We start from the raw sequence: 237 nt of genomic DNA, 5'->3' as shown, positions 1-237 counted from the left end.
CCGGGGCCGGGCATCAGGAAGTCGGTGGCCTTGTACTGGTCGCCGAAGGCGTGACGGCCGACGACGATCGGCTGGGTCCAGCCCGGAACCAGGCGCGGCACGTTCGAGCAGATGCTCGGCTCGCGGAAGACCACGCCGCCCAGGATGTTGCGGATGGTGCCGTTCGGCGACTTCCACATCTTCTTCAGGCCGAACTCGGCGACGCGGGCTTCGTCAGGGGTGATGGTGGCGCACTTC

The 237-nt window shown here is 67.9% G+C and carries 1 protein-coding gene; it reads right to left on the bottom strand.

What is annotated here, in order from left to right:
* A partial coding sequence (locus tag CVH10_RS24365) for an isocitrate/isopropylmalate family dehydrogenase (protein ID WP_219925113.1) occupies nt 1-237 on the bottom strand: 237 nt, incomplete at both ends.

The sequence above is a fragment of the Halomonas sp. ND22Bw genome (assembly GCF_003011945.1).
In the GTDB taxonomy this organism is placed as follows: Bacteria; Pseudomonadota; Gammaproteobacteria; order Pseudomonadales; family Halomonadaceae; genus Halomonas; species Halomonas halophila.
Note: the sequence above shows the minus strand (reverse complement) of the source record. Positions and strands in the feature narration are given on the sequence as shown.